The sequence below is a fragment of the Paenibacillus sp. 01L418 genome, from assembly GCF_056400045.1.
In genome coordinates this window covers 1-1,256 of the sequence record NZ_JBFTSN010000766.1, presented here as the reverse complement: position 1 = coordinate 1,256, position 1,256 = coordinate 1, and the positions used below count along the sequence as shown (strand labels likewise).

Annotated in this window: 2 protein-coding genes; both read left to right on the top strand. The window is 34.7% G+C overall.

The window, feature by feature from the left end:
• Positions 1-676 (top strand): MATE family efflux transporter (locus AC1DSE_RS35470; protein ID WP_477529145.1); only part of this gene is annotated, 676 nt, incomplete at its 5' end.
• Positions 677-836: 160 nt separating this feature from the next.
• Positions 837-986, top strand: coding sequence for a hypothetical protein (locus AC1DSE_RS35465; RefSeq protein ID WP_477511887.1), 150 nt, complete (start codon positions 837-839; stop codon positions 984-986).
• The last annotated feature ends 270 nt before the right edge of the window (positions 987-1,256 follow it).

The window sequence follows — 1,256 nt, the reverse complement described above, 5'->3', positions numbered from 1 at the left end:
GGCTTGTCGAGTAACAGTAACTATGTTTCGAAATATTTTAAGTGTTGGTGTTCCTGTTTTTTTACTCAGCGTTTTTATGGGAACGACAGCTTTGTTTTTTAATCATTTTCTCGCCATTTATGGAGATACATCTGTTGCGGCCTTTGGAATATCTTCTCGGCTTATGCAATTTCCTGAATTTATTATTATGGGCTTATGTGAAGGCGTGATTCCTTTGATAGCCTATTGTTTTACAGCAAATAAGAAACGAATGAAAGAAGTCATCCAGTTTACTGCTGCTGCTGTCATTTCGATTGCTGTCTTATGCGGTACTATTGTATTCTTCATCTCGAATCATCTAATAGGTTTGTTCACGATCGATCAAGAGCTGATTGCAACAGGGAGTTATATTTTGAAAATAGTTTTTCTATCCTTGTTTATGACAGGTTTTACGCTTTTAATTACTGGTATTTTTCAAGCTACAGCACAAGGAAAGGCAGCTCTTGTTATGGCGGTTGCTCAGGGAGTTATTTTTATTCCAACTCTGTTTGTGATGAATCATTATATGCAGTTCCATGGTGTCATTTGGTCCATTGTCATCGCTGATTTTATGGCTTTGGGTATCGCTAGTGTACTGCTCTTTGTACTTCGTAATAAGCTGACGATAGCGCCGGAAATCGGCTCATTTGAGGGCTGAAACGTAAACGTTAGGAACAAAAACGGAAATTATGAGCATTTAGCACATTGTCAAATCTAATACGTAAGCCAAGTATTGTCTGAGGTCATTTTTGTGGAGACAAGAACCTATTTTTAAAGAATGTATATAATGGGGTATACGTCCACAAGGAGTGAAATAAATGAGTAATAAAGAACAGATAGATGAGGCTAAAATAACACTTTTTGGAAGATTATTTACGTTAGGCGGATCCGTTTTTTTCTTTATTGGTTCACTGATTGCAGTAATTATTGGATACCAAGCCTATGTAGATTTACTTAATCCTCAATAATGTATATATAAAAATCTAAGGAATATATAGTTTCTTTTCATGGCAGCAAAAACAGAGCGAAAAAGCAGAGAACGTAAGCCTAGGTTCCCAATATCTTAAACTAGCTCATGTCTTATGACATGGGTTTTTCATTTTTACTGATATCTTCCAAAAATTTCATGATTATTTTCTATTTTTTATGATATTATACAGGGGACAATATCGTTCGAAAAATTGAAGGAAAAATAGAAAAAAGGAGAGGGAATTGATATCTATATATTATAAATCAAT

Bases quoted from the DNA above. Each gene is read 5' to 3' on its own strand.
- AC1DSE_RS35465 (WP_477511887.1), top strand. From the start codon at position 837: ATGAGTAATAAAGAACAGATAGATGAGGCTAAAATAACACTTTTTGGA.